The 18,254-nt window shown below is 68.2% G+C and carries 14 protein-coding genes and 1 tRNA gene; 5 read left to right on the top strand and 10 right to left on the bottom strand.

Annotation, left to right across the window (positions count from 1 at the left end; translation table 11 throughout):
- Positions 1-211: IS30 family transposase (locus tag BIU82_RS19365; protein ID WP_139146562.1), on the top strand; the 211-nt coding region annotated here is incomplete at its 5' end.
- Positions 212-296: 85 nt separating this feature from the next.
- Here the strand turns inward: BIU82_RS19365 and BIU82_RS13285 are convergent.
- The 3 genes from BIU82_RS13285 to BIU82_RS13275 all read right to left on the bottom strand — a co-directional run bounded on the left by BIU82_RS13285 (position 297) and on the right by BIU82_RS13275 (position 2,976).
- Positions 297-1,277, bottom strand: a complete 981-nt coding sequence (locus BIU82_RS13285; protein ID WP_070349917.1) for a ribose-phosphate diphosphokinase — start codon at positions 1,275-1,277, stop codon at positions 297-299.
- Positions 1,274-2,773, bottom strand: a complete 1,500-nt coding sequence (gene glmU, locus BIU82_RS13280; RefSeq protein WP_070349916.1) for a bifunctional UDP-N-acetylglucosamine diphosphorylase/glucosamine-1-phosphate N-acetyltransferase GlmU — start codon at positions 2,771-2,773, stop codon at positions 1,274-1,276. The genes BIU82_RS13285 and glmU overlap by 4 nt, the downstream gene beginning before the upstream one ends.
- A 131-nt stretch (positions 2,774-2,904) precedes the next feature.
- A tRNA-Gln gene (locus BIU82_RS13275) sits at positions 2,905-2,976 on the bottom strand.
- Positions 2,977-3,201: 225 nt separating this feature from the next.
- Here BIU82_RS13275 and BIU82_RS13270 point away from each other — a divergent pair.
- Positions 3,202-3,801 carry a TetR/AcrR family transcriptional regulator gene (locus BIU82_RS13270; protein WP_070349953.1) on the top strand — a complete coding sequence of 200 codons (600 nt, stop codon included), beginning with the start codon at positions 3,202-3,204 and terminating at the stop codon, positions 3,799-3,801.
- Positions 3,802-4,205: 404 nt separating this feature from the next.
- Here the strand turns inward: BIU82_RS13270 and BIU82_RS13265 are convergent, their stop codons facing one another.
- The 5 genes from BIU82_RS13265 to BIU82_RS13245 all read right to left on the bottom strand — a co-directional run bounded on the left by BIU82_RS13265 (position 4,206) and on the right by BIU82_RS13245 (position 10,378).
- Entirely contained in the window at positions 4,206-6,035 is a 1,830-nt protein-coding gene (locus BIU82_RS13265) for an ABC-F family ATP-binding cassette domain-containing protein (protein ID WP_070349915.1), read from the bottom strand.
- A 40-nt stretch (positions 6,036-6,075) separates the two neighbouring features.
- Positions 6,076-7,050 (bottom strand): 4-(cytidine 5'-diphospho)-2-C-methyl-D-erythritol kinase, encoded by a 975-nt coding sequence (locus BIU82_RS13260; protein ID WP_070349914.1) that lies wholly within the window; start codon positions 7,048-7,050, stop codon positions 6,076-6,078.
- A complete protein-coding gene (gene rsmA / locus BIU82_RS13255; protein ID WP_070349913.1) occupies positions 7,047-7,928 on the bottom strand; it encodes a 16S rRNA (adenine(1518)-N(6)/adenine(1519)-N(6))-dimethyltransferase RsmA in 882 nt (293 codons plus the stop codon). Before rsmA ends, BIU82_RS13260 begins: the two co-directional genes overlap by 4 nt.
- Positions 7,929-8,012: 84 nt before the next feature.
- Entirely contained in the window at positions 8,013-9,149 is a 1,137-nt protein-coding gene (locus tag BIU82_RS13250; RefSeq protein WP_070349912.1) for a resuscitation-promoting factor, read from the bottom strand.
- 302 nt (positions 9,150-9,451) lie between these two features.
- Positions 9,452-10,378, bottom strand: coding sequence for a TatD family hydrolase (locus tag BIU82_RS13245; protein WP_070349911.1), 927 nt, complete (start codon positions 10,376-10,378; stop codon positions 9,452-9,454).
- A 175-nt stretch (positions 10,379-10,553) separates the two neighbouring features.
- Here BIU82_RS13245 and BIU82_RS13240 point away from each other — a divergent pair, with 175 nt between their 5' ends.
- Genes BIU82_RS13240 through BIU82_RS13230 form a run of 3 tightly spaced genes read left to right on the top strand, consistent with a single transcriptional unit; the run spans position 10,554 to position 15,519 of the window.
- Positions 10,554-11,585: a MoxR family ATPase gene (locus BIU82_RS13240; RefSeq protein WP_253182780.1), complete on the top strand. Its 1,032-nt coding sequence runs from the start codon at positions 10,554-10,556 to the stop codon at positions 11,583-11,585.
- Between the two features lie 8 nt (positions 11,586-11,593).
- Positions 11,594-13,030, top strand: coding sequence for a DUF58 domain-containing protein (locus BIU82_RS13235; protein ID WP_070349910.1), 1,437 nt, complete (start codon positions 11,594-11,596; stop codon positions 13,028-13,030).
- Entirely contained in the window at positions 13,027-15,519 is a 2,493-nt protein-coding gene (locus tag BIU82_RS13230) for a DUF3488 and transglutaminase-like domain-containing protein (RefSeq protein ID WP_070349909.1), read from the top strand. The genes BIU82_RS13235 and BIU82_RS13230 overlap by 4 nt, the downstream gene beginning before the upstream one ends.
- Positions 15,520-15,590: 71 nt before the next feature.
- Here BIU82_RS13230 and BIU82_RS13225 read toward each other — a convergent pair whose 3' ends face one another.
- Positions 15,591-17,072 carry an NAD-dependent succinate-semialdehyde dehydrogenase gene (locus BIU82_RS13225; RefSeq protein ID WP_070349908.1) on the bottom strand — a complete coding sequence of 494 codons (1,482 nt, stop codon included), beginning with the start codon at positions 17,070-17,072 and terminating at the stop codon, positions 15,591-15,593.
- 202 nt (positions 17,073-17,274) lie between these two features.
- Positions 17,275-18,114 (bottom strand): 16S rRNA (cytidine(1402)-2'-O)-methyltransferase, encoded by an 840-nt coding sequence (gene rsmI, locus BIU82_RS13220; protein WP_070349951.1) that lies wholly within the window; start codon positions 18,112-18,114, stop codon positions 17,275-17,277.
- Positions 18,115-18,254 lie beyond the last annotated feature (140 nt).

Here is an 18,254-nt window from a genome sequence, read left to right as displayed (position 1 = left end):
CTTCTGCGACCCGGCCAGCCCCTGGCAACGCGGCTCCAATGAGAACACCAACGGGCTGCTGCGCCAGTACTTCCCCAAAGGCACCGACCTGTCCGTCTACGGGCCAGAGGATCTTGAACACGTGGCCCAGGAACTCAACGGCCGACCACGCAAAACGCTCGACTGGGATACCCCAGCCGAGCGCCTGCGTGATCTACTACTAGCCATCTAACCAACAAGTGTTGCAACGACCCTTAGAAACCGCCCCGGAGATTCAGGGCCCCAACTGTACGTTCGCGCTTGAAAAGCGGGGGCGGTCAGGCCTTGCCGTCGAACAGGCTGGTCACCGATCCGTCGTCGAACACTTCGCGGATGGCGCGGGCGATCAGCGGCGCGATGGACAGCACGGTGAGCTGCGGGAAGCGCTTTTCCGGCGGGATCGGCAGGGTGTTGGTGACCACCACTTCGCGGGCGCCGGATTCGGCCAGGCGCTGCGCGGCGGGATCGGAGAACACGGCGTGCGTGCAGGCGATGATGACGTCCTTGGCACCGGCGTTCTTCAGCACCTGGACGGCGCCGGAGATGGTTCCGCCGGTATCGATCATGTCGTCGATGAGCACGCAGGTGCGGCCTTCGATCTGGCCCACGACCGTCTTGGAGACGGCCTGGTTGGGAACCGTCAGGTCACGGCTCTTGTGCACGAACGCCAGCGGCGCACCGCCCAGGCGCTCGGCCCACTGTTCGGCGACGCGCACGCGGCCGGTGTCGGGCGAGACAACCGTGATGTTGTCGGCTTCGACCTTGGTGCGGATGTAGTCGGCCAGCAGCGGGATGGCCATGAGGTGGTCCACGGGGCCGTCGAAGAAGCCCTGGATCTGGGAGGTGTGCAGGTCCACGGACATGATGCGGTCCGCGCCGGCGGTCTTGTAGAGGTCGGCCACCAGGCGGGCGGAGATCGGCTCGCGGCCGCGGCCCTTCTTGTCTTGGCGTGCGTACGGGTAGAACGGGGACACCACGGTGATCCGCTTGGCCGAGGCGCGCTTGAGCGAATCGATCATGATCAGCTGTTCCATGAGCCAGTTGTTCAGCGGGGCCGGGTGGGCCTGGATCACGAAGGCGTCGGTGCCGCGCACGCTCTCGGCGGAACGGACGTAGATTTCCCCGTTGGCGAAGTCATAGGCATCCACCGGCAGGAGTTCGGTTTCGAGCTCCTTGGCGATTTCCTGTGCGAGCTCCGGGTGCGCCCGCCCGGCGGCAAGGACCAGTTTCTTCTCGCCGTGTGCCGTAATTTCGCTCATGCCTGTTTGCCCTCTTCTGTGGTTGCCGGAGTACTTGAGGAGTCTGGGGTGGCGTCCTGCGCCAGGCGGGCGGCGGCCAGCTGCGCGGAGTTGCTGCCGGGACGGTTGGCGATGACCCAGCCTTCGGCGTTCCGCTGGCCCGCCGCGTTCACGGCCAGGGCACCGGCGGGAACGTCCTTGCGGATCACGGTGCCGGCACCGCTGTAGGCGCCGTCGCCGACGCTGACTGGTGCCACGAAAACGGTGTTGGAACCGGTGCGGACGCCGGAGCCGATCACGGTGCGGTGCTTCTTTTCGCCGTCGTAGTTGGCAGTGATGTTGCCGCAGCCGATGTTGGTGTCTTCACCGATTTCGGCGTCTCCGGCGTATCCGAGGTGGGAGAGCTTGGAGCCGCGGCCGATGGTCACGTTCTTGGTTTCGTAGAAGGCGCCGATCTTGCCGGTCTCCCCCAGGACCGTGCCCGGGCGCAGGTAGGTGAACGGGCCGACGCTGGCGCCCGCGCCGATCGTGGAACCCGAGCCGTGGGTGCGGGTGACCTTCGCGCCTTCGCCCACGTTCACGTCGGTGAGGGTCGTGTCCGGGCCGACGACGGCGTCGCGCGCCACGGTGGTGGTGCCGTGCAGCTGCGTGTTCGGCAGCAGGCGGACGTCTTCGCTCAGCGTGACGGTGGAATCGATCCACGTGGTGGCGGGATCGACGACGGTCACGCCGGCGCGCATCCAGCCTTCGACGATGCGGCGGTTGTGCTCGGCCCCGAGGGCGGCGAGCTGGACGCGGTCGTTGGCGCCTTCCACCTGCCAGCGGTCGTCGGTCACGACGGCGGCAACATGGCCTCCGTCACGGCGGGCGATGGCGAGGACGTCGGTGAGGTACTTCTCGCCCTGGGCGTTGTCCGTGGTGACGTGGGCCAGGGCGTCACGCAATACAGCGGCGTCGAAGGCGTAAATCCCGGAGTTGATCTCGCGGATGGCGAGTTCGTCGTCGCTGGCGTCCTTGTGTTCGCGGATGCCGAGCACGGAACCGTCCTCCGCGCGCAGGATACGCCCGTAACCCGTGGCATCCTCGAGGACGGTGGTCAGCACGGTGACGGCGTTGCTGCCCGCTTCATGCGCGGCCACCAGTTCGGCCAGCAGCTCCGAACTGAGCAGCGGGACGTCGCCGTAGGTCACCACGACAGTGCCGCTGACGGTGCGTTCCTTGTCGAGGGCCTCAAGGCCCTGTTCGACGGCACGGCCGGTACCGGGGATTTCGTCCTGGTCCACTACGAGGGCGTCTGCCGCGGTCTCGGCCAGGTGCGCGGCGACGAGGTCGCGCTGGTGCCGGACCAGCACGGCCAGGCGTTCCGGGTTGAGGCCTCGCGCGGCGTCAAGGGCGTGGCCCACCATCGATTTCCCACCGATGGGGTGAAGAATTTTGGGGGTGCGCGACTTCATGCGGGTGCCCGCACCAGCGGCCAGGACGATAACAGCGGCGGGGCCGGTTGCGGCGGGGCTCACTAAGTCGCTCTCCTTGTTCGGTTACCACCGGGATCGGACCCGGCTCCGGCATCTGCTCAATCCTACTCCGGCTCCCGGGGCCGCCCGTTGCGGCGCAGCCCCGGAAACAATGCCGGCAGATGACCGACGTGTTCCGCCCATAGGATTCGAACCTATACTCCGCGGCTCCAAAGGCCGGGGTGCTGCCGTTACACCAGAGCGGACCGTGCGCTTCCCGTCAGGCCGCGGCCTGCGGTGGCCCGGATGAGCCGGTTCCGCGCACAGGTATCAAGTCTGCCATGACCGTTTGCCTCCGCGCGACTCGGGAGCCCGCCTTCCCCGGCATGGGGCATGATGGTTGGGTGAGTAAGAGCACAGGACTTTCCCGGCCCGACGGCGGAACGGCAGCCACCCTGCAGCCTCCCGGCAGCCGCCCGGTCCGTTCCCGGATGACCGGTCCGCAGCGCCGCTCACAACTGATCGACGTCGGCCGCGGCCTGTTCGCCGCCCGCGGCCTGGACGGCACCACCATCGAGGAAGTCGCCGCCGCGGCGGGCGTCTCCAAGCCGGTCATCTACGAACACTTCGGCTCCAAGGAAGGCCTGTACACCAAGGTCGTGGAGTCCGAGTTCCGGATCCTGCTCGACTCCATCAACGATTCCCTCGCCGTCGAAGCCAAGCCCCGCGTCCTCGTTGAACGCGCCGCACTGGCCCTCCTCGGCTACATCGAAGAACGCACCGACGGCTTCCGGATCCTCATGCGCGACGCTCCCCCGTCCCAGCCCGAAGGCGCCTTCTCCACGTTGCTCTCCCATGTGACCGCACGCGTTGAACACATCCTGTCCGACGAATTCTCCCGCCGCGGCTTCAGCTCCGCCGACGGCGCCATGTACGCCCAGATGCTGGTCGGCATGGTGGCGATGACGGGCCAGTGGTGGCTCGACGCCCGCACCCCGGACAAGCGCGCCGTCGCCGCGCACCTGGTCAACCTGGCCTGGAACGGCCTGACAGGCCTCCAAAAGGACCCGGAACTCCGCGACGACGCGTAATCTCCGAATTCCCGGCAGTCGCCTTCTCAGCCGCGCGTCGCGCTTTGCTCGCCTTCGTTGTGGTCACCTTGGGTGGCGGAGACGGCCCTTCCGCGTCGCTTAGACACGTCACATAGGGAGCGCGCCGGTCGCTGAGCGACCTCTGCACTCCGATGTGCCGCGATGCGCTCCTTTCGGAAGGACCGCCGTCCGCCATCACTCTCACCCGAGTGCCTGCTGCCCTGAGCGCGAACGGGACGATCGGCAAGCAGACTGCGGTTCTCCGCAGAGGAGCGCATCGCAACGCATCGGGTGCCGGAGGTCGCCCAGCGACCGCAGGTGCCCCTTTGCGTTGTGTCTAAGCGACGGCGGAGGGCCGATGTCTGCGTCTCAGGCGACCACTGCGGAGGTTGGTGAAGGGGGGCCTACTCCCCCAGGACCTCGGCTGCTTCGAGCCATTCGAGTTCGAGGCCCTCCTTTTCGGAAAGGAGTTCCTGGAGCTTGGCGTTGAGTTCGGACAGGGCGTCGAAGTCGCCGGATTCGGACTTGGCCGCCATCTGGGTGTGCAGCTTTTCCTCCTGCTGGGCGATCTTCCCCAGCTGGCGGTCGATCCGGTTGAGTTCCTTGCGGGCTTCGCGCTTCTCCGCTTCGGTGGGGCCGCCGGCCGGTGCGGTTCCCGCGCTGCCGGTGGCCGCCGTCGGGCCTGTTCCGGAGCCGCCGCTCACGGCGCCGGCGGACAACGCTGCCTCGCGCAGTTCCAGGTACTGGTCGACGCCGCCGGGCAGGTCGCGGAGCTTGCCGTCGCCCAGGAGGGCCATCTGGGAGTCGGTGACGCGTTCCAGGAGGTAGCGGTCGTGGCTGACCACCACGAGGGTGCCGGGCCAGCCGTCCAGGACGTCTTCGACGGCGGCGAGGGTGTCCGTGTCGAGGTCGTTGGTGGGTTCGTCGAGCATCAGGACGTTGGGTTCGCCCACCAGCAGGCGCAGCAGCTGGAGGCGGCGCCGTTCACCGCCGGAGAGGTCGGCCACGGGGGTCCACTGCTTCTCCTTGGTGAAGCCGAGCTGTTCCACCAGCTGGCCGGCGGTGAGTTCCTTGCCGGCCACGTTGAAGGAGCGCTTTTCGCGTTCGATGACCTCGACGACGCGCAGGTCCTTGACCTCGTCGAGTTCCTTGACTTCCTGGCTGAGGACCGCGGTAACCACGGTCTTGCCGCGCTTGAGCCGGCCGGCGTCCGGGGTGACGTCGCCGTTGAGCAGGCGCAGCAGGGTGGACTTGCCGGCGCCGTTGACGCCCACGATGCCCAGACGCTGCCCCGGGGCGAGGCGCAGGGTGACGTTGTCGAACAGCTTGCGTCCGGCGTCGCCGTCGAAATTGAGCGAGACGTTCTCCAGGTCCAGCACGTCTTTGCCGAGGCGGGCGGTGGCCATCTTGTTCAATGCCACGGAGTCACGCGGTTCGGGGACATCGGCGATGATCTCGTTGGCCGCTTCGATGCGGAACTTCGGCTTGGAGGTACGGGCGGGGGCGCCCCGGCGGAGCCATGCCAGTTCCTTCTTGACCAGCTGCTGGCGCTTGTTCTCGACGACGGCGGCCATGCGGTCGCGCTCGGCGCGCGCCAGGACGTAGGCGGCGTATCCGCCGTCGAAGGGGTCCACCATGGCGTCGTGCACTTCCCAGGTGCGGTTGCAGACTTCGTCGAGGAACCAGCGGTCGTGGGTGACCACCAGGAAGGCGCCCTGCTTGGCGCGCCAGCGGGACTTCAGGTGCCGGGCCAGCCAGGCGACTCCTTCAACGTCGAGGTGGTTGGTGGGTTCGTCCAGCATGATGACGTCGTGGTCCTCGATGAGGAGCTTGGCCAGGGCCACGCGGCGCTTCTGGCCGCCGGAAAGCGAGTGGACGTTGGCGTGCCAGTCGACGTCGCCCACCAGGCCGCCCATGATCTCGCGGATCTTCGGGTTGGCGGCCCATTCGTGGTCGGCGCGGTCGCCCACGATCGCCGTTCCGACGGTGAGGTCGCCGTCCAGCACATCGGACTGGTCCAGGTAACCGATGTTGACGTCGCCGCGCTTGGTGACGCGGCCGGAATCCGGAGTGGAACGCATGGCGAGCAGCCGCATCAGGGTGGACTTGCCGTCGCCGTTGCGGCCCACCATGCCGATCCGGTCGCCGTCTTCGAGGCCGAGCGTGACACCATCAAGGACGGTCCGGGTCGCAAAGGAAACGGTGAGGTTCTCGCCGCCGAGCAGGTGGGCCACTGGGTACTACTTTCTTGGGGAATTTCGGGGGGAAGCTGGTTTAGTGCAGGGTGTCGGAGATGATCCGGGCCCCGGGGACGGGTCCGTGGACGGCCAATGCCGTGTGCCCCAGGTGGCCGAGTTCCTCCGCCAGCTCACGGGCAGCGGCCGGGTTGTGGGCCAGCAGCGCCACGGTGGGCCCGGAGCCGGACACGAAGCCGGCCAGGGCACCCTTGGATTCGCCGAGTCCGATGGTGTCCCGCAGCTGCGGGGCGAGCTCGATTGAGGCGCGCTGGAGGTCGTTCACCAGCACACGGCTCAGGGCGTCGGGATCGCCGCCGCGCAGGGCCTGCAGGATCTTGGCATCCACTTCGGTGGGTTCGTCCGCGTCAACGCCTTCGGCGTCGCGCAGGCGGTCAAGGGTCCGGAAGACTTCCGGAGTGGAGAGCCCGTAGTCCGCGCAGACCAGCACCCAGTCCATCTGGGCTTTCGCCAGCGCGGGCGAGAGCTTGTCTCCCACTCCGAGCCCGACGGCGGTGCCCCCCAGCAGCGAAAACGGCACGTCCGCGCCGAGCTCGGCAGCCAGGTGGGCCAGTTCTTCGCGGGACAGTCCGCTGTCCCACAGGGCGTCGCAGGCCAGCAGCGTTGCCGCAGCGTCGGCGGAGCCGCCGCCCATGCCGCCGGCGACCGGCACGCGCTTGGTGATCTCCAGGTGCACGCCGGTGGCGTTCTCGGATACTTCGGCCATGATCGCGGCCGCCTTGTACGCAAGGTTCCGTTCGTCCAGCGGGATGTCCACGCCGTCGAGCTCCAGCGTGCTGTCCGGGCTGATGCTGACGGTGATGCCCGGCGTCGGGGTGCTGGTGGCGGCTACTTCTTCGTAGAGGGACACTGCCAGGTAGACGCTGGCCACGGAATGGTAGCCGTCGGGCCGCAGCGGGCCCACCTTGAGCGAGACGTTGACCTTGCCGGGCGCGCGGACCTTGACGGTACGCGGCACGAAGCGGCCCTGTTTTCCTGCGACGACGCGGCTCATGCGGCCTGCGGGTGACGTGCCTCGGCGATCCGGATGAACGCGCCGATGTCCAGCACCTCGCCGCGCGCCGCCGGGTCCACGCCGGCCGCCACCAGGCAGCGCTCGGCCTCGGCGGCGCCGCCGGCCCAGCCGGCCAGGGCGGCACGGAGGGTTTTGCGGCGCTGCGCGAACGCGGCGTCGATCACGGCGAACACCTGTTCACGCGTGGCGTGGGTGCTGTGGGCTTCCTGGCGGGTAAAAGCCACCAGTCCGGAGTGGATCTTGGGTGCCGGCCAGAAGACGTTCATGCCGATCACCCCGGCCTTGCGCATCTGCCCGTACCAGGCGGCCTTGACGGACGGGACGCCGTAGATCTTGGAGCCGGGGGTGGCGGCAAGGCGGTCCGCCACCTCGTCCTGGACCATCACCAGGCCGTGGCGCAGGCTGGGGAAATGTTCCAGCAGGTGCAGCACCACCGGGACGGCCACGTTGTACGGCAGATTCGCCACCAGCGCGGTGGGCTGGACGGGAAGCTCGGTGACTTTCATGGCGTCGGACAGCACCAGGTGGAAGTTGTCCGCGGCCTCCGGGCGCCAGGCGCGTACCGTCTCGGGAAGCTTGGCCGCCAGCGCCGGATCGATCTCCACGGCGACAACTTCCTTGGCGGCGTCGAGCAGTCCCAGGGTCAGCGAACCGAGGCCGGGGCCGACCTCCAGCACGGTTTCCTCCGGGTCAACGCCGGCGGCGGAAACAATGCGGCGGATGGTGTTGCCGTCGATGACGAAGTTCTGGCCCAGCGTCTTGGTGGGGCGGACACCGATTTCCTCGGCGAGCCGTCGGATGTCGGCGGCTCCCAAAAGGGGCGCGACGGCGGCAGGTTCGGAATTCGCTTCAGTCACCTAGGTATCGTATCGCCTGCCGGGGACGGCAAAGGCCGGGCCCGGACGAATCCGGACCCGGCCTTTCATGCCGGAGGAAGCAGCCTAGGCTGCCCAGCCACAGCCCCAGGGCTGCAGGCCGCGCTGCGCGTAGACGCGGTTGGCGATGTCGATCTGCTGGGCCTTGCTGGCGAGGCTGGCGTTCGGGGCGTAGGCGCCGCCGCCGGAACCGAGCCAGGTCTGGATGTCGAACTGCAGGCCGCCGTAGTAGCCGTTGCCGGTGTTGATGGACCAGTTGCCGCCGGACTCGCACTGGGCGATGCGGTCCCACATGGCTTCGTTCGGGGCACCGGTGGGTCCGTTGGACGTAGCGGCGGGCTTGGGACGTTCCTTGGTGCCGACGGTGACCTTCTCGGCAACGGGCTTGACGGTCACGGTCGAGGAAACGAGGGTACGGGAGGCTTCGCGGCCGTCCACCATGACCAGCTTGAACTTCTTGCTGAGCTGGCCCAGGACGCCTTCCTGCGTGACCTCTTCCTCGTCCACGTACATCGAATCGTCTTCGGTGGTGATGGTTTCGAACGGCACGTTCTCGCTGACGGTGGCGGTCTTGGAGAGATCGACGCGGGACACCTTGATCACCATGTTCTTGACGACGGGTGCCTTAGCGGGCTGGGAGACGCGGTCGTTCTTGCCGAGCACGACGCCGGCGTCCTTCAGGACGGTGGCGACGTCGGCCGCCGTCGTGGTCTTGACGGAGCTCTTGCCGTCCGCGATCAGCGTGACCTTCTTGGGCGTGGAGATCGAAAGGGCCGAACCGGAGACGGCCAGCGCCATGTCCTTGTCCGCGGAGACGGCCGAGGAGCTTGCCACGCCGAGTTCGGAGATAAGGCCCTCGACGTCCGGGGAGTTCGTGTTGACGGTCCGCTGCGTTCCGTCAAGGGTGACGGAGACGGACTTGGCCAGGTTCACGTTGATGATGGAACCGTTCTGCACCGAAGCGTCCAGCGCCGGGGTGACCCGGTCGGCCGGCTTGAGCTCCACCTTGGCTGCCTTGACCACCTGGTCAACCGTGCCGCCGAAGGTCTGGACGGAGCTCACTTTTCCATCGACGTTGAGGGTGACTGTCTTGTTGTTGCCGGTGAAGGCGACAACTCCGAGCACCAGTGCCGAAAGCACCAGAAGCTGCGCAGCGACCTTGGGAAAGCTGAACTTGCCGTCCGTGGTGAAGAACTTGACCATTATTGCCCGTAACTGTTGGACCATCCGGGCACGGGGAAAAGCGCACCTGCCGGCCGTCCGCGGCCCCTCCCGCGTGCCGGAGCACAGGGCTGTCCCGCGGCGGGGCACGTGCGCCGCCACTACCGATCTACATGAATTTCATCAGGGTCGAAATTCCCGCTGAACGGAGCTTTCGTATCCGTTGGCCTTCCCCGACCCCGGCTACTGGTTACCCACTGTAACCGAAGCGTTATAAATCGGCCAAGAAAGTTCGCATACTCGGTATGCAACCGCGCGGAGAAGACACGCCTCCGGAACGCCCGTTAATCCCAGGATCCGTAGGCGGCCAGCGTATTATCCGCAAGCTGCGCGCAAAGCTGCGCGAGGTCTTTTTCCGCAACCTCCGCCATGGACCGGACGGTGTACGGCACCATGTAGCTCGCATTGGGCCGGCCCCGGTACGGGTGCGGTGTGAGGAACGGCGAGTCGGTCTCCACGAGCACCAGTTCCGGCTCCGCGAGCAGCAGCGCTTCCCGCAGATTGTCGGCGTTCTTGAAGGTGAAGGTGCCGGCAAAGGACATGTACCAGCCGTTGTCATTGCAGATGCGCGCAAGCTCGGGGCCACCGGAGAAACAGTGGAAGACAACCTTTTCCGGGGCGCCTTCCTCGCGCAACACCTGGACCACGTCGTCGTGGGCGTCGCGGTCGTGGATCTGCAGCGTCAGTCCGAGCCGCTTGGCGATGTCGATGTGCCGGCGGAAGGAGTAGCGCTGGTGGGCCAGCCCGACACCGTGCGTGCGGAAGAAATCGAGGCCGGTTTCGCCGATCGCCCGGACCCGGGGGTGCCCGGCCAGTTCTTCGATCTCGGCGAGCGCGCCCTCCAGTTCGCCGCGGCCGGCGTACACCGGGGCGTCGTTCGGGTGGATGGCGACGGCACCCAGCAGGCGATTGTCGGCGTCGACGGCCTGCACCGTGAAGCGGGAGGACTCCAGGTCGCATCCCACCTGCACTGCCCCTTGGACGCCGACGGCGGCAGCGGCGTCCAGCGCGTCCGTCACCGACACCTCCAGGAGGCCGTGCCGGAAGTCGAGGTGGGTGTGGTTGTCCATCACGGGAACCGGCAGCGGCTCCGGGGCCGGCGGGTATTCCTTGCGGGCCCGCTTGGCGGCCTCCTTGCCTGTGGCGTCATCGCCCGGCTGGGCGGCGTCTTCAGGGGCGCGGTAGGACAACGGCGGAAGGGAATTGCACATGGCTCCACCCTAATGTCCCCGGCCGCCGCAGGGCTCTGTCTGCGGCGGGCACCGTCTGGGTAGTCTTGGTATCAAGGGGGTGGAGCACCCGCGGGGCCGTTGGCCCGGGGGTTCCGTCATGGCAGAAGGGTTCTCCATGGATTCACAGCATCAGGGCACCACACAACACCAGTTCATGGTTGATGCCGGGGCGGCTCCGGCCGGGCCGGCGTCGAGCAACGGCCACAGGCGCCCGGCCATGCCGGCCGCGGAATTCCATGCGAGCAGCGAGAAGATCCTGGCGGCCATCAACAAGGTGATCGACGGCAAGGCTGAAGCCGCCAAGCTCGCCCTTACTGTCCTGCTCGCGCAGGGCCACCTCCTCGTTGAGGACGTGCCCGGCGTCGGGAAGACCATGCTCGCCAAGACGCTGGCCCGCAGCATCGACTGCGGCGTAAGCCGCATCCAGTTCACTCCGGACCTGCTGCCTTCGGACGTCACGGGCGTGTCCATTTACAACCAGTCGTCCCGCCAGTTCGAATTCCGCAAGGGCGCGGTATTCGCCAACATCGTCATCGGGGACGAGATCAACCGGGCATCGGCGAAGACCCAGTCCGCCCTGCTCGAATGCATGGAAGAGCACCAGGTCACCGTGGACGGACAGTCCTACAAGCTGGCCGAGCCGTTCATGGTGGTGGCCACGCAGAACCCGATCGAAATGGAGGGAACCTATCCCCTGCCGGAGGCGCAGCGGGACCGTTTCATGGCCCGGATCTCCATGGGCTACCCGGACCAGGCCTCGGAAATCGAAATGCTGGAAACCCACCAGGCCGCCTCCCCGCTGGCAGAGGTCACTCCGGTGGTGACCGCGGACGATGTCGCTGCCATGATCAGCGCGGTGCAGCGCGTCTATGTATCGCAGGCCGTCAAGGAATACACAGTGGCCCTGGGCCACGCCACCCGCAACAGCGCCCGGCTGCGCCTCGGCGCCAGCCCCCGGTCGCTGCTCCAACTGCTGCGCGCCGCCAAGGCCACGGCCGCCTTGGACGGCCGGGACTTCGTGCTCCCGGACGACGTCGTAGCGGTCGCCGAGCCGGTCCTCGCGCACCGCATCATCCTTGAGCGGAAAGCCGCCGGCGCGGGCGACACCCCGCAGGGAATCATCCGGGCCATCCTGGCCGAACTGCCGGTGAGCCGGGACGCCACAGCCGACTCGCGCCGCGGGTAGAGGCCACCATGGCACTGCCGGATCTGCTCCCGAAGCATCTGTTCACCGGCCGGGGCTGGGGCCTGTTGGCTGCCGGAACAGCGGCGCTGCTGGCCGCCCAGGTGATGGGCCGCAGGGACCTCCTGGCCCTGGGCCTGCTGCTCATTGTCCTGCCGCTCGTGTCCCTCGCCGGGGTGCGCCTCCTCAAACCGCGCTTCCAGGTCTTCCGCGAGTTCATGCCGCCCACCGTCGAGGCCACCGCCACCGCCACGGTGCGTTTGGCCGTGGCACGGGACGGCAACTCCACCGCCGCCGTGATCATGCAGGAACAGCTGCCGCCAAGGTTCGGCGAGCCGCCCGCCTTCCGCTTCCCGGCCCGTTCCGCGAGCGGCGGCACCAGCCGCTACGAATACCATCTGCGCTCGGGCCGCCGCGGCCAGTTCAAGATCGGCCCGGTGACGGCAGAGTTCTGCGACCCCTTCGGCTTGTCCCTGCACCGGCACACCATCGACGACGGCGAGCTGCTCACCGTGACGCCGGCCGCCGTCGAGCTTCCTCCCACCGGGCTCGCGGGCGCCCGCGGCAACGACGGCGTGACCGCCACCCGCATCCGGGCGAATCCGAGCGATGACGATGTCATGACCCGCGAATACCGGCACGGGGACCCCATGCGGCGCGTCCACTGGGCTGCTACGGCGCACCACGGCGAACTGATGGTGCGCCAGGAGGAATCGGTGACCACGCCGGAGGCCACCATCATCATGGACCACCGTTATTCGGCATTCGCCGCCGGGCCGGGGGCGCGTTTCCCCGCAGGGCACGACGATTCTTTCGAGCTGCTGAGCAACGATTGCTTCGAATGGGCCGTGACGGCGGCAATGTCCATCAGCGCGCACCTGGCCGAACGCAACTATTCGCTGCGTTTCCTGGATGCCACGGGCCATCCGGCGTTCCGTGGTTCGCGGTCCGCGCCGGCGCCGGACACCGAGGAATACAGTGGATCCGGCGGCCTGCAGTCGATCGGCGAGAGCCTGGCTGCCATCCAGTTGGACGGCCCGCGCCACCTGCACGCCGAGGGCAGGCGGGACGCGAAACGCGGCGGGGGCGATGCGGGACATCCCGACGGCGGCGAGTCACCTTTTGATGACCGCCTCATGGACAAGTTGGCTGCACACCGCCTGCGGGGACCGGTGCTTGCCCTCCTCGGGACGCTGGGTGAGGCCGAGGCCCGTGCCCTTGCCCCGGCCGCAGGCTTCGGCGCCAACGCCTTCGCGCTGCTGGTCACTGAGCATCCGCACAGTGTCCAGCCCGCCCTGGACGCCCTCCGCCTGGGTGGTTGGCGGGCCATCGCGGTGACTCCACGGACGCAGCTGCCCGTAGCTTGGTCCGCCTTCGACCAAGGCGAGATCGTGGCCGCCGCAGCAGCGGCGATGGATGTGCGGCGCGGCGCCGCGGTGCCGCGATGAGTACCCAACGCGGCGGTGCCGCTGTCCGTGAACGGAGCGGAGCCTCCCCGGCACGTGGCGTGGCGCCGCGGTCCCGGCGGCCGGGTCCCGGCGCGTACCCGTGGGCGATGGCGGCCGCGATCGCCGTCGGGGTCATCGGCGCGTCCTTGTCGCTCAACGGAGTCCTCAGGGGCTGGGCGTGGCTGTTCCCGGTGATCATCACGGTGGGCGCCGTGGTCCTGGCGATGGCTGTGCTGCGGGCGATGCGGGCGCCGGCGGTTTTGGTGACGCTGGGCGGGCTGACTGCACTGGCCTTCATCCTGTGCAACACCTTCCTGCGGAAGGAAAGCATCGCGGGGTTCATACCTGGGCCCGCGAGCGTAAAGCAGGCGTTCGTGCTGTTCACCAGGGCCGGGGAGACGGTGTACGCCGAGACGGCACCAGTGGCCCCCAATGCCGGAATCGTCCTGCTGAGCTGCCTGTGCCTGGGGCTCGTGGTGGTCCTGATCGATACCTTGGCCGTTCCGCTGGCAATGCCGGCCACCTCGGGCCTGGGCCTCCTGGCTGTCCTGGTGGTTCCCGCCACCATCAAACCGCAGGGAGCCGGCCTGGCCGGCTTCCTTGCCGCAGCCATCGGCTTCATCCTCATCCTGGGCTGCGCCCAGTGGTTCGCTCCGGATTCGCGCCTGCCGCAGGGCGCGGGGCGCGCGCCGGGCCAGCTACGGCGGTCCGTCACTCTCGGCGCGGCCGCCCTGATCGCGGGGCTTCTCCTTCCCCTGGCCGTCCCGGGCTTCGACCAGGGCACCTTCCCCGTCGGCTCGCGGCTGAACCCCTGGGGCACCACCAACGGGCTGAATCCGATGATCACGCTGGGCAACAACCTGCGCACCCCCAGCGGCGACGGCAGGATCACCTACGCCACGAGTTCCAGCACCCCGGTCTACCTGCGCTCGGTAACCATCGACCGCTTCGAGGGCGAAAGCTGGGCCCCGGATGACCGGCCATCAAGCCGCCAGCTCGGCACCGGCCAGATCGTACCGGGCCACCCCCTGCCCGAGGACCTGGTCCGCGAACAAACCGTCATCGATACCGGGCAGTTCACCAGCCCCTACCTGCCTGTTCCCTACACCCCGGCCGCGGTCAACGGTTTGAACGGCCGCTGGTCCTGGGATCCGCTGACCCTGAGCATCCGGGGCGAGGACGTCACGTCCCGGAACCAGCACTACACGGTCACCTCGGTCTTCCCCCGGATCACAGCAGCCGCCCTGAGCCAGGCCGGCACCACGCCGTCCAGGGACGGCGGCCTTCCGGAAGAGTTCAGCCGGGTGCCGGGCAACCTGCCGGAGGTCGTACGGAGCACGGCCGCCTCGGTGACCGCCGGCGTCGGGAACAACTTCGAGAAGGCGCTGGCCATCCAGCGGTACCTGCGGTCCGGCGAGTTTACGTACTCGCTGCAGGCACCGGTCCAGGGCGGCTACGACGGCAACGGCCTGTCCGTGCTGGCCGATTTCCTGGCGCAGAAGAGCGGATACTGTGTCCATTTCGCCTCGGCCATGGCGGTCATGTCACGCGTGTCGGGCATCCCCAGCCGGATAGCCGTGGGGTACGCGCCGGGCCATCCCACAGGCAACACCATCGCCGTGGGCGGACGCGAACCGCTGAACGAGTTCGCGGTGGACGCCCGGGATGCGCATGCCTGGCCGGAGCTCTACTTCGAAGGGCTCGGCTGGGTGCCGTTCGAACCAACGCCATCGCGCGGCTCCGTGCCGGGCTACGCCGCTGACGCTCCGCTGCCGCCAGGCAGCGGCAGCAATCTCAACGAGGATGACGTCCCGTTGCCGAACCCGACGCCGCAGCCCAGCACCAGCGCCCTTCCCCCGGCACCGCTGCCGGAGGCCGGCCAAGGAAGCGGCGGCTCGGGCCTTCCCGGCGCCGTCTTCATCCTGGCCGGTTCGCTGTTCGCCGCGGCACTGCTCGCGTCCCCGCGCTTGCTTCGGAGCGGCATCAGGGCGCGGAGGCTGCGGGAAGTCCGAGCGCAGAGTGCTGAAACAGGGGCCGTATCGCCAGCACTTGCGTGGCTGGAACTTCAGGACCTGGCGCGGGATTACGGCCATGCCGCGCAGCCCAGCGAGACGCCGCGTGCGTTCGCCGCGGGGCTGCAAGCTGCCGTGCCGTCCGCCCATGCCGACGACGCCGGGATGCGGGCGGTGCGTGCCCTCACCGGAGACTTCGAACGGCACAGCTACGGCCGCCCGGCAGCGGATGCCCCCGCCGGCGGCGCGAACAGGCTCGCCTCGGCCCGGCTCGGCGAAGTGCGGTCCATGCTCCGCCAGGGAACGACATGGTTGGGGCGGTTGCGCGCGGACTGGTTCCCGCCGTCGTTGTTTTCCCGCGGCTTCCGGACTGCATCCGCACCGTTCCGCCGCATTGCCCGGGGCGTGGTCCGCGCAGGCAACTGGCTCCGGAGCACCTGGCGGAGGGCATTGCGTCCGCTGCGGCGGGAGAATTGAGATCAACGCAAACGCGGGGGCCGTGTACCACCTCGGTACCCGGCCCCCGCGTTGTTGCGCGTGAGGAGATGTCAGACCGCGTACGGGTCGGCGATGCCGATGTACTGGGTGGTGGTGTATTCGGCGATGCCCTCGGCGCCGCCTTCACGGCCCAGGCCGGACTGCTTGACGCCACCGAACGGAGCCGCGGCGTTCGAGATGACACCGGCGTTGAAGCCGACCATGCCGAACTCGATCTGCTCGGCCACGCGGAACATCCGTGCGTAGTCGCGGGTGTAGAGGTAGGAGGCCAGGCCGTATTCGCTGGCGTTGGCGAGCTTGATGGCCTGTTCTTCAGTGGCGAAGGTGGTCACGGGGGCCACCGGGCCGAAGATTTCCGAACCGAGGATGTCGGCGTCGTTCGGGACGTTCGCCAGGACCGTGGGGGCGTAGAAGTAGCCGTCGCCGTCCACGGGGCCGCCGCCGGTGGCAACCGTGGCACCCTGTGCGACTGCGGCCTCGACCAGGGCGTGGACATCGTCGCGGGCGCCGGAGTCGATGAGCGGGCCCACCTTGGAGGTGTCCTCGGTGCCGCGGCCGGTGGTCAGGGCGCCCATGGCTGCGGCGAACTTGGCGGTGAACTCCTCGGCCACGGATTCGTGGACCAGGAAGCGGTTGGCTGCGGTGCAGGCTTCGCCCATGTTGCGCATCTTGGCGGCCATGGCGCCTTCGACGGCCTTGTCCAGGTCGGCGTCTTCGAAGACGATGAACGGCGCGTTGCCGCCCAGTTCCATGGAGGTGCGCAGCACGTTGTTGGCGGCGTCGGCGATGAGGCGCTTGCCCACGGCGGTGGAACCGGTGAAGGAGACCTTGCGGAGGCGGGAGTCCTTCATGATCGGGCCGGAGATGGAGGAAGCGCTGGAGGAGGACACCACGTTGACGACGCCGGCCGGCACGCCTGCCTCGACCAGGGTGGCGACGAAGAGCTGGGTGGTCAACGGGGTGAACTTGGCGGGCTTGATGACCATGGTGCAGCCGGCGGCGATGGCCGGGGCGATCTTGCGGGTGGCCATGGCCAGCGGGAAGTTCCACGGGGTGATCAGCAGGCAGGGGCCAACGGGCTTGCGCTGGACGAGGATCTTGTTCTTGCCCTCGGGGGTGGTGAGGTAGCGGCCGTAGTCGCGGACGGTCTCTTCGGAGAACCAGCGCAGGAATTCAGCACCGTAGGTGACCTCGCCGCGGGCTTCGGCCAGGGGCTTGCCCATTTCGAGGGTCATCAGGAGGGCGAAGTCTTCGGCGCGCTCGGTAACGAGTTCAAAGGCGCGGCGCAGGATTTCAGCGCGCTCACGCGGGGCGGTGCGGGCCCAGGAAGCCTGTGCGGCATCGGCGGCGTCCAGGGCTGCCATGGCGTCGTCGCTGGTGCCGTCGGCGATGCTCAGGAGGACCTTGCCGGTAGCGGGGTCTTCGACGTCGAAGGTCTTGCCGGTGGAGGCGTCACGCCATTCACCGTTGATGAACAGACCGGTGGGGACCTTGGCGAGCAGTTCTGCTTCGCGCTCGGCGGTGATAGTCACAGTGACTCCTTCGTCAGTCGGTGGATTTGGAGAAATGCACCAACCCTTGGTGTTACGTGGGTCGCATTATCGCGGGGATTACTGCCACGGTACTGCCGCCGCCAAAAGAGTGTCTACGCCTTCACGCACTGCCGGTGGCCTTGGTCTCTGTGCATTTGCACAGCCTGCCGCCGGGCTGCGTCAGCGCGCCGCGGGCACAGCCTTAACGCGCTGCGAGCACGGCAGAGTAGAGCTCGCGCTTGCTGACGCGGGCTTCCTCGGCGACGGCGGCAACGGCTTCCTTGAGCCTGATTCCTTGGGCGACGAGCTCGTTGACGGCGGCCACGTGGTCTTCCGGGGCGCCGGGCGCTTTTTCGGGTGCGCCTTCCACCACCACGGCGATTTCGCCGCGGACTTCGTTCTTCTCCGCCCATTCGAGGAGTTCGTGGACGGTGCCGCGCAGGACTTCCTCGTAGGTCTTGGTCAGTTCGCGGCAGACGGCGATCCGCCGTTCGCCGCCGAAGCGTTCGTGGAGGGCGCGGAGCATGGCTTCGAGGCGGTGCGGTGCTTCAAAGAACACCATGGTGCGGCGTTCGCCGTCGAGCTCCGCCAGCCGGGAGCTGCGCTCCCCCGCCTTGCGCGGCAGGAAGCCTTCGAAGCAGAAACGGTCGGTGGGCAGGCCGGAGAGCGCGAGCGCGGTCAGTACGGCGGAGGGGCCCGGCACGGCGGTGACGAACAGGCCGGCCGCCACGGCCGCCTCGACCAGGCGGAAGCCGGGGTCGGACACGGCAGGCATGCCGGCGTCACTGACCATCAGGATGGTCTTGCCGGCCTGGACCTGTTCGATCAGGTCCGCGGTCTTGGTGGCTTCGTTGTGCTCGTGATAGCTGATGACGCGGCCGGTGGTTTCGATGCCGAGGGCGTGCACCAGGCGGTGGAGGCGGCGGGTGTCCTCGGCGGCGATGATGTGGGCGGTCTGGAGGAGTTCGACGAGGCGGCTGGAAGCGTCGCCCACGTTGCCGATGGGCGTGGCCGCCAGGACGATCCGGCCCCCGCCGGGGATCTCCGGGAGGAGGCTTGCGTCAAGCGTCCCTTCCGTGGCGGAATCGTCGACGTCGGCCCGGGGCTGTGCTTCTTCACTCACCTGACCAAGCGTACTTTGCACCGCGGCAGGCCGGGCGCCGCCTACCGGCTCCCGGCCCT

This window comes from Arthrobacter sp. SW1 (assembly GCF_001766675.1).
In the GTDB taxonomy this organism is placed as follows: Bacteria; Actinomycetota; Actinomycetes; order Actinomycetales; family Micrococcaceae; genus Arthrobacter.
This window is presented reverse-complemented; position numbering and strand designations above follow the sequence as displayed.

Coding starts and splice junctions, on each gene's coding strand:
- BIU82_RS13260 (WP_070349914.1), bottom strand. CDS start 7,050: ATGAGCCGCGTCGTCGCAGGAAAACAGGGCCGCTTCGTGCCGCGTACC.
- BIU82_RS13285 (WP_070349917.1), bottom strand. CDS start 1,277: ATGAGCGAAATTACGGCACACGGCGAGAAGAAACTGGTCCTTGCCGCC.
- BIU82_RS13250 (WP_070349912.1), bottom strand. CDS start 9,149: ATGGTCAAGTTCTTCACCACGGACGGCAAGTTCAGCTTTCCCAAGGTC.
- BIU82_RS13235 (WP_070349910.1), top strand. CDS start 11,594: ATGGCACTGCCGGATCTGCTCCCGAAGCATCTGTTCACCGGCCGGGGC.
- BIU82_RS13270 (WP_070349953.1), top strand. CDS start 3,202: ATGACCGGTCCGCAGCGCCGCTCACAACTGATCGACGTCGGCCGCGGC.
- BIU82_RS13230 (WP_070349909.1), top strand. CDS start 13,027: ATGAGTACCCAACGCGGCGGTGCCGCTGTCCGTGAACGGAGCGGAGCC.
- BIU82_RS13240 (WP_253182780.1), top strand. CDS start 10,554: ATGGTTGATGCCGGGGCGGCTCCGGCCGGGCCGGCGTCGAGCAACGGC.
- BIU82_RS13245 (WP_070349911.1), bottom strand. CDS start 10,378: ATGTGCAATTCCCTTCCGCCGTTGTCCTACCGCGCCCCTGAAGACGCC.